The 8375-nt window shown below is 69.0% G+C and carries 10 protein-coding genes; 1 reads left to right on the forward strand and 9 read right to left on the reverse strand.

The genetic code is table 11. The features are described 5' to 3' along the window. The first annotated feature begins 830 nt into the window (after positions 1-830). The gene (locus tag I5G_RS09705; protein ID WP_022878884.1) at positions 831-1904 is read left to right on the forward strand and encodes an AI-2E family transporter; all 1074 of its coding nucleotides are present in this window, start codon (positions 831-833) and stop codon (positions 1902-1904) included. Positions 1905-1907: 3 nt separating this feature from the next. Here I5G_RS09705 and I5G_RS09710 read toward each other — a convergent pair whose 3' ends face one another. The 9 genes from I5G_RS09710 to rpsB form a co-directional block, all read right to left on the reverse strand. Then, a complete protein-coding gene (locus tag I5G_RS09710) occupies positions 1908-2630 on the reverse strand; it encodes an alpha/beta hydrolase (RefSeq protein ID WP_022878885.1) in 723 nt (240 codons plus the stop codon). Then, entirely contained in the window at positions 2630-2917 is a 288-nt protein-coding gene (locus tag I5G_RS09715; protein WP_022878886.1) for a hypothetical protein, read from the reverse strand. Before I5G_RS09715 ends, I5G_RS09710 begins: the two co-directional genes overlap by 1 nt. Positions 2918-2924: 7 nt before the next feature. Then, the gene (locus I5G_RS09720) at positions 2925-3638 is read right to left on the reverse strand and encodes a transglycosylase SLT domain-containing protein (RefSeq protein ID WP_239642521.1); all 714 of its coding nucleotides are present in this window, start codon (positions 3636-3638) and stop codon (positions 2925-2927) included. Positions 3639-3685: 47 nt separating this feature from the next. Further along, the gene (locus I5G_RS09725) at positions 3686-4261 is read right to left on the reverse strand and encodes a DivIVA domain-containing protein (protein WP_022878888.1); all 576 of its coding nucleotides are present in this window, start codon (positions 4259-4261) and stop codon (positions 3686-3688) included. Next, positions 4258-5307, reverse strand: coding sequence for a phosphatidate cytidylyltransferase (locus I5G_RS09730; protein ID WP_022878889.1), 1050 nt, complete (start codon positions 5305-5307; stop codon positions 4258-4260). The genes I5G_RS09725 and I5G_RS09730 overlap by 4 nt, the downstream gene beginning before the upstream one ends. A gap of 3 nt (positions 5308-5310) precedes the next feature. Next, positions 5311-5865 (reverse strand): ribosome recycling factor, encoded by a 555-nt coding sequence (gene frr / locus I5G_RS09735; protein ID WP_022878890.1) that lies wholly within the window; start codon positions 5863-5865, stop codon positions 5311-5313. 74 nt (positions 5866-5939) lie between these two features. Further along, positions 5940-6659: a UMP kinase gene (gene pyrH / locus I5G_RS09740; protein WP_022878891.1), complete on the reverse strand. Its 720-nt coding sequence runs from the start codon at positions 6657-6659 to the stop codon at positions 5940-5942. Positions 6660-6774: 115 nt separating this feature from the next. Next, positions 6775-7602, reverse strand: coding sequence for a translation elongation factor Ts (tsf, locus tag I5G_RS09745; protein WP_022878892.1), 828 nt, complete (start codon positions 7600-7602; stop codon positions 6775-6777). 131 nt (positions 7603-7733) lie between these two features. Beyond that, on the reverse strand, positions 7734-8375 hold a 642-nt coding region (rpsB, locus tag I5G_RS21695), incomplete at its 5' end, for a 30S ribosomal protein S2 (RefSeq protein ID WP_022878893.1).

Here is an 8375-nt window from a genome sequence, read left to right on the forward strand (position 1 = left end):
TCGGTCACCGGGAGCGGGAGACCCTGCGGCGCCGGCGACGGGACCGCCGGACGTGCAGGATGCCGAGCAGGTACAGCACGATGCCCGCGAGCAGCGCGACGCGCCCTCCGNCGATCAGTGGTCCCGCCCACGGTGTCGAGTTGTCGATCGGCCAGGTGAGGGTGATGTTCGTGGGGGCGGGGGCACTGCCGTCGCTGGCGACGAGGACGCTCATGTCGGACGGAAGCTGCAGCGTCGTGCTGAACGAGCCGGTCTGCTGGTACTCGTCGAGCCAGAGGTCGGAGCCCACGGGTGTCCGCGCGGTCGTGGCGTCACCCGACGGTGCCGTGGTCGACGCGGGAACGAGTGCGGTCGTGACGGTGTCCGGGTCGCCGCCCGGGGTCACGGCGGTGTACGGGACGTCCGCGAGCCAGGCCTTCACGTCGCTGGTGCGAGCGTAGGAGACGAAGACGGCACCCGTGCCCTCGACGCGGAGCGATTGCGCCCCCGGCAGGCTGGTGAGGACGGCCCCGTCGATGAGCGTGTAGGCCGTGGCCCCGTCGGTCTGGATCGCCTCCGTGGCCTCCGCGGGCCCTTGGAAGACGGTGCGCTGAGCAATGCCCGCGCCGATCATGGCGGCGGCGATGACGAACGCCACCACGGCCCAGACGAATCTCACGCTACACACCATCCTCACCGGCGACACCGGCGGCCACCGAAGAATCGACGTTTCAGACTAGCCGAGCCCGGCTGAAAGTTCGCGGGTAGGCCCGGCGGTCCCGTTCTGCGGGCGGCGCTCAGTATCCTGTGCGGATGGGCACGTCGCCCTCCGGAGGCAGGAGTCGCTGCGGATGAAGATCCACAATCCTTTCCGGGTCGCGCTGCTCGCGACCCTCGGCGTCGGAGTCGGGCTGCTCGTCATCGGGAGCGTGCAGAACCTTTCAACGATCCTGTTGTACGTCGGGACGGCGCTCTTTCTGTCGCTCGGTCTCGACCCGGTCGTGTCGTTCCTCGAACGGCGCGGACTGCCGCGTTGGGCGGCCGTGCTCCTCACGATCCTGGGAGTTCTCGGCGTCTTCGCCGGCATCATCTTCATGGTCGTGCCGATCATCGTGAGCCAGATCGCGCAACTCGTCGATCAGATCCAGAATCTGCTGCAACCCGGCAAGTGGAACGAGATCGTTGCGGGCGTCCAACAGTGGGCGACGGCGAACTTCCCCTGGCTGCGGCTCGATGAGCTGTGGGCGGGCGTACAGCACTGGTTCTCGACGCTGGATGTCGGGTCGATCTCCACCATGATCGGCAACAGCCTGCTGACGGTCGGTGGCGCGGTCGCGGCCGGCCTGGGCGGCGCGTTCATCGTGCTCATCCTCACGATCTACTTCACCGCGTCCACGCCGTCGCTGAAGTCCGCCGTCTACCAGCTCGTTCCGGCCTCCAAGCGTGCGCGCTTCATCGAGCTGTCCGAGAAGATCACCGACTCCGTCGGCTACTACGTCATGGGTCAGGTGAGCCTCGGCGTGATCAACGGCATCCTGAGCGCGATCTTCCTGAGCATCATCAAGGCGCCCTTCCCCGCGGTGCTCGCGGTGATCGCGTTCTTCTTCTCGCTCATCCCGCTGGTGGGAACCCTCACGGGGTCCACGATCATCGTGCTGACGTGCCTGATCCCGGGGCTCGGCTCCCCCACGATCGCCCTGATCGCGGCCATCTACTACCTCGTCTACATGCAGATCGAGGCGTACGTGATCTCGCCGCGCATCATGAACCGTGCGGTGTCCGTCCCCGGTTCGGTCGTGGTGGTCTCCGCTCTGGCGGGAGGAGCGCTCCTCAACCTCCTGGGCGCGCTCATCGCGATTCCGGTGGCGGCGAGCATCCTGATCATCTACCGGGAAGTCATCATCCCGCGGCAGAACGAGCGCTGAGGCTCAGTCGGCGACCGGCCCGTCCCACTCGACCGGGAGCGGCAGCGCATCGGGGTTGACGGCCGCGACGATCTCCGTGAGCACGCGGCGCGTCTGAGTCTCCCCGACCCAGAGGTGCTTACCGCCCTCCACGGCGATGAGATTCGCGTGGGGCACCGCGGCGAACCGCTCGCGCGCCTCGGCCGGGCGGAGGTAGTCGTCGAACTCGGGCACGAGCACCACCATGCGACGCCCGTCGCCCGCCCACGCCGCGACCTCCTCGGCGGTGGCCCGGTGCAGGGGCGGGGAGAGCAGGATGACGCCCTCGATGTCGTGATCGCGACCGTACTTCAGCGCCAGCTCGGTTCCGAACGACCAGCCGACGAGCCAGGGGCGAGGAAGCCCGCGTTCCCGCACGAAGTCCACCGCCGCGGCGACGTCGAAGACTTCACCCGCTCCCCCGTCGAATGTTCCCTCGCTCGTCCCGCGCGGAGACGTCGTCCCGCGGGTGTTGAAGCGCAGCACCGCGAGATCCGCCAGCGCGGGAAGCCGCCCGGCGGCCTTGCGCAGGATGTGCGAGTCCATGAAGCCGCCCGCCGTCGGGAGCGGATGCAGGGTCACCAGCGTCGCGACGGGCTCGCGCACCTCCGGCAGCGCCAGTTCGCCCACGAGCGTCAGGCCGTCGACCGTCGTCAACTCGATGTCCTCCCGGCGAGCGGGAAGGAGCACCGGTCCGCGTATCTCCATCAGGCGATCCTCCAACAGTGCGTGTGCCAGTGGCGACGGGCGGCGAGGTCCGCCGAGTCGCCCAGAACTCCGTCCGCGCGCCAGACCACGACGTGGGCCACACCCACCTCGACGGTACGGCCGCAGCCCGGGCAGATGTACGGCTTCTGCGCCTGGGCCGCAGAAAGGGGCTGCACGGTCCATTCCGCGCCGCGCTTGACCTCGGTGCGCTTCCAGCCCGCGATCAGGCGATCGAGCGAGGCGTCGGAGCGGTCACTCGACGGCCGACGCTTGCGGGAACGGGGCACCCGCGCGTCACCACCAGTTGTTGGCGGTCCAGAACGCGTACGCCCCGGCCCACCCGCCGTACCGACTCGTGGCGTAGCCGGTGCCCCACCGCAGGTTGTCCACCGGGTCGTAGCCGTTGCCGGGCACCTTGCTGCACGGGAGGGCCTGCACCAGACCGCACGCGCCGGACGATCGGTTGGTCGCGTTCGGGTTCCAGCCGCTCTCGCGGCTCACGATGTAATTGACGTAGCCCATGTCGGCCTCGGAGATGCCCGCGGCCGCCATCCACTCGCTCGGCGCGCCGCCGCCGGAGTAGAGAACCGGGCCGCCGCCCCCGCTTGAGGCTTCCGAGCCCTGGGTCTTCTTCTTCTCGGTGGGCGTGGGCGTCGGGGTGGGCTTCGGCTTGACGTAGACGTTGTAGCTCGAGCGGTCGAGCGTCGGAGCCTGCTTGTCACCGCCGACGGACACCTGCTGCGCATCGCCGAGTCCTTCGGCGTAGAGCGTCACGGTCTTGGGTTCTTCGGCCTGCGCGCGCGAGATCGCACTGCCCATCGGGCCGACGTACGCCCCTGTGAAAGCCAGCGCCGCGCACGCCGCGAAGACCGTCACGACCCCGCGTCGACGCGTCCAGTGGGGACCCCGACGACCCGACGGTGCCGTGTGCACGACATCGACGACGGTGTGGCCGCGACGGGCCACACGTCGGGAGGACGCACGCGTGAGGTCGGATCCGGAAGTCACAGTGGGGTCGATTCTACCGATGGGTTCGTGATCAGGGGAGGCAGGGTTCAGCCGATCGCGAGCATGACCTCGACGACCGCGTCCAGGACGGCATCGACCTGCGCCTCGCGGTAGCCGTTGCGCTCCACGCGGAAAGCCACGGAACGCACCTGTTCCGCCGTCACCGGGTCGCCCGCGGAGAGGTACCGCGAGATGCGGTCGGCGACGATGTCGACTTCGTCGACGGCGTAGCCGAAGTTCAGGATGCCGACTCTCTCGAACCGTGCCCGACGCGGCCTCGACAGCCGATCGAGCACGACCTGGGCCGTGTCCCGCGTCTCGGCCACCCAAGCGCGGGCACCGAGGCGGGAGAGCGCGTATTCGCGTTCCCGCGCCGCGAAAGCGTCTTCGACGCGCCCGAGCGCGGCATCCACGGGTCCGATGGCGTAGCCACCGCGCACCAGGGGGAAGGATGCCTCCCGCACCTCCGTCGAGCGGAGGGCGCCGGGCTCGTCGGCCTCGAACGCGTCGCGGGCCTTCTCGAGGAACGTATCGACGGCGCGTTTCTCGTAGCCCTTCTTGCGACGGGGCGCGTCGGGGAACGGCGTGGAGCGTGCCGGGCGTGAGGTCTCGGTGTCGGTCATGACACTCCCAGGGGCGAGAGGAGGTAGTACAGAGCCAGAGCGGCGGTCGCGGACGGCAGGATCGAGTCGAGCCGGTCCAGCACGCCGCCGTGACCCGGAAGCCAGGAACTCATGTCCTTGATGCCGAGGTCGCGCTTGAGCATCGACTCGCCGAGGTCACCCACCGTGGCGGTGGCCAGCACCACTGCCCCGAAGATGAGACCGGCCCACCACGGCACCCCGAGCATGAACACCGCCAACAGCACACCGGCGGCGAGGGCGGCGACGAACGCGCCGGCGAAGCCCTCCCACGTCTTCTTCGGGCTGATGCGGGGAGCCATGGGATGCCGTCCCCCGCGGCCGAAAGTGAGTCCCGACACGTACGCGCCCGTGTCGGCAACGACGGCGAGCACGAGGAACGCGAGCACCCACCATTCGCCTCCGTCCTCGGCGAGCAGGATGACAGCCATGCTCGTGAGGAAGGGGACGTAGAGCTGCACGAAGACCGCGACGAGCACGTCCGCGAGCACCTCGTTGTGGGCTCGCCCATCGCCCGCGTGCAACTGTGCGACCAGACGCCATACGACCACGAGGGCGACCGCGACGAGCGTGGCCACCCAGTGCATCCAGAGGCCCGCCAGGTAGCCGCTGGCGAGCAGCAGGACTCCCGCCGCCAGCTGCGGGACGAGGTCGACGCGACGGCCCGACACCTGCAGCGCGCGGGAGAATTCGAGCACCCCGAGCACCATTGCGCCGAGCGCGAAGAACGCGAACAGCCACTTCACGAAGATCAGCGAGGCCACGACCACGACACCGATCGCTACGCCGATGAGGATCGCGAGGATCAGATCGCGCCCCGTGCGCTGCTTGATGCGCTCGTTCGCCTGATCGAACTCCGCCCGGGCCTGGGCGATGTGGTGTTCGGCATCCGTCCGCATCGCGCGCAGCTGCGACTCGATCGCCGCCGCCGTCTCACCGGTGGCCGGTGTGCGACGCGCGGCATCCCCCCTCCGTCGGGAGGGCGGTGCGGCGGACGTCGGCTCGTCCGCGTCGGGGGCTTCGGTCATCGGTCAGACCTCGAGCAGTTCGGCCTCTTTGCGCTTGAGAGCCTCGTCGATCGCGTCGACGTGCGAACGGGTCACGCCGTCGAGTTCCTTCTCGGCGCGGACGAGCTCGTCTTCGCCGACCTCGTTCTTCAGCGCATCCAGGTCGTCCTTGGCCTTGCGGCGGAGGTTGCGGACCTGCACCTTGGCGTCCTCGCCCTTGCTGCGCACGAGCTTGACGTACTCCTTGCGGCGGTCCTCGGTGAGCTCGGGCATCGTGATGCGGACGATGTTGCCGTCGTTCGTCGGGTTGACGCCGAGGTTCGGCATGTCGCGGATCGCCTGCTCGATGGCCTTGAGCGCCGACTTGTCGTAGGGGTTCACCACCAGCGTGCGGGCCTCGGGGTTGTTCAGCGAGGCGAGCTGCGCCAGCGGGGTCGGCGAGCCGTAGTAGTCGACCAGGACCTTCTGGAACATCTGGGGGTTCGCGCGCCCGGTGCGGACGGTGGCGAAGTCCTCCTTCGCGGCCTCCACGGCGCGGTCCATGCGGGCTCCGGCATCGGCCAGGACATCGGCGATCACGGTGACTCCATTCGTTGGGGCTGACGTCTCAGTCTAATCGCGCGCGGGCCCGGCACCCGGGCCCGCGCGCCGGGTCACGACGTGACGAGCGTCCCGATGGTCTCGCCGAGAAGAGCCCGGGTGACGTTGCCCGCGGGCTCCATGCCGAACACGCGCATGTCCATGCCGTTGTCCATGCAGAGGCTGAACGCAGTCGAGTCGACGACCTTGAGGCCCTTCTGGAGGGCGTCACCGTACGTCAGGTGGTCGAGCTTGGTGGCCGTGGCATCCACTCGGGGGTCGGCGGTGTAGACGCCGTCGACGCCGTTCTTGGCGACGAGCACCTCGGACGCGCCGATCTCGAGCGCACGCTGGGCGGCGACGGTGTCGGTGGAGAAGTACGGCAGGCCCGCGCCCGCACCGAAGATGACGATGCGGCCCTTCTCCATGTGCCGCTGCGCGCGACGGGGGATGTAGGGTTCGGCGACCTGGGTCATCGAGATGGCGGACTGCACACGCGTCGCGGCACCCGCCTGCTCGAGGAAGTCCTGCAGCGCGAGCGAGTTCATCACGGTGCCGAGCATGCCCATGTAGTCGGCACGGCCGCGGTCCATGCCGCGCTGGCTGAGTTCCGCACCGCGGAAGAAGTTGCCGCCACCGACGACGATCGCGATCTCCACGCGATCCACCGCCTCGGCGATCTCTCGGGCGATCTGGCTGACGACGTCGGGGTTGACCCCGAGCTGTCCTCCACCGAAGGCCTCACCGGACAGTTTGAGCAGAACGCGGCGGCGCCGGGTCGCTTCATCGATCACGTGTCATGTCCTCTCGTCTGGTTCAAACTATCTCCCCCACCGACGCGACCGATACGCCACGCGCGCAGGGAAAAGGCCCGGGATGCCATGGCATCCCGGGCCTTGTCATCGGTGCTTACGCGCCGACCTTGAAGCGGGCGAAGTCGGTCAGCGTGAGACCGGCGTCGGAGGCGACCTTCGCGACGGACAGCTTGTTGTCCTTCGCGTAGTCCTGGTCGAGGAGGGCGACCTGCTTGAAGAACGCGTTCACGCGGCCCTCGACGATCTTCGGGAGTGCAGCCTCGGGCTTGCCCTCGTTGCGGGAGATCTCGGTGACGATCTCGCGCTCCTTCTCGACGTCGGCCTCGGGCACGTCGTCACGGGTGAGGAACGAGGGGTTGGCGAAGGAGATGTGCTGCGCGATGGAGCGAGCCGTCTCCGCGTCGTCGCCGGTGTAGGCGAGGACGACGCCGACCTGGGGCGGGAGGTCCTTGCTGGTCTTGTGCAGGTAGACCTCGAACTTCTCGCCGCGGATGGTGCGGACGCGACGGAGCTCGACCTTCTCGCCGATGATGGCGGCCTCGTCCGAGATGAGCTGCTCGACGGTCTGACCGTCGGCGTCGGCGGCGAGGGCGGCCTCGACGGAGTCGGCACCGGCGGCGGAAGCCGCGGCGACGACCTTGTCGGCCAGCGCGATGAAGCGGTCGTTCTTGGCGACGAAGTCGGTCTCGCAGGCGAGCTCGAGCAGCGTCACGGCGCCCTCGGTCTCGCGGGCGGTGACGAGGCCCTCGCTCGTGGAGCGGTCGGCGCGCTTGGCGTTACCCTTCGCGCCCTTCAGGCGGAGGATCTCGACGGCCTTCTCGACGTCGCCGTCGGCCTCTTCGAGCGCCTTCTTGGTGTCGACCATGCCGGTGCCGAGCTGCTCGCGCAGGGCCTTGATGTCGGCGATCGTGAAGTTTGCCATGGTGTGGCGTCTCCTAAGTCGTTGGTGGTTCTGATGTGAGCTCGGCGGGGCCGCGCGCACCCCTGGGGGCGCGTACGACCCCGCCGGATCGTAGCCTGTGCGGGTGACGCCGCGGTGTCGCGGCGGCGCGCTTACTTGCTGTCGGTGGCCTCGGCGGCGGCGACCTCAGCGGTCTCCTCGCCGGACTCGGCGGCGACGGCCTCGTCGTGGGCCTCGGCGCCGGCGGCGTCGTCAGCGGACTCGGTCGCAGCCTCGGTGGTCTCGGCGTTCGTCTCGAGCAGCTCGCGCTCCCACTCGGCGAGGGGCTCAGCGGCCTCGTCCTCGCCCGCGGGCTGGTGGCGCTGGATCAGGCCCTCGGCGGCGGCGTCGGCGATGATGCGCGTGAGCAGGCTCACGGAGCGGATCGCGTCGTCGTTGCCGGGGATCGGGTACTGGAACTCGTCCGGGTCGGCGTTCGTGTCGAGGATGCCGATGACGGGGATGCCGAGCTTCTTGGCCTCGTCGATGGCGAGGTGCTCGCGCTTGGCGTCGACGACCCAGATCGCCGAGGGGGTCTTCTGCAGGTTGCGGATACCACCGAGCGACTTGTGCAGCTTGTCGAGCTCGCGCTTCTTGAGCAGGAGCTTCTTCTTGGTGAAGCCGCTCTCGGCCGGGTTCTCGTAGTCGAGCTCCTCGAGCTCCTTCATGCGCGCGAGGCGCTTGGAGAACGTCGAGAAGTTGGTGAGGAGGCCACCGAGCTCCCGCTGGTTCACGTAGGGTTGGCCGACGCGCGT

This window comes from Microbacterium sp. B19 (genome assembly GCF_000333395.1).
GTDB lineage: Bacteria > Actinomycetota > Actinomycetes > Actinomycetales > Microbacteriaceae > Microbacterium.

Coding starts and splice junctions, on each gene's coding strand:
- I5G_RS09725 (WP_022878888.1), bottom strand. CDS start 4,261: ATGACCGACACCGAGACCTCACGCCCGGCACGCTCCACGCCGTTCCCC.
- I5G_RS09730 (WP_022878889.1), bottom strand. CDS start 5,307: ATGACCGAAGCCCCCGACGCGGACGAGCCGACGTCCGCCGCACCGCCC.
- I5G_RS09710 (WP_022878885.1), bottom strand. CDS start 2,630: ATGGAGATACGCGGACCGGTGCTCCTTCCCGCTCGCCGGGAGGACATC.
- I5G_RS09705 (WP_022878884.1), top strand. CDS start 831: ATGAAGATCCACAATCCTTTCCGGGTCGCGCTGCTCGCGACCCTCGGC.
- tsf (WP_022878892.1), bottom strand. CDS start 7,602: ATGGCAAACTTCACGATCGCCGACATCAAGGCCCTGCGCGAGCAGCTC.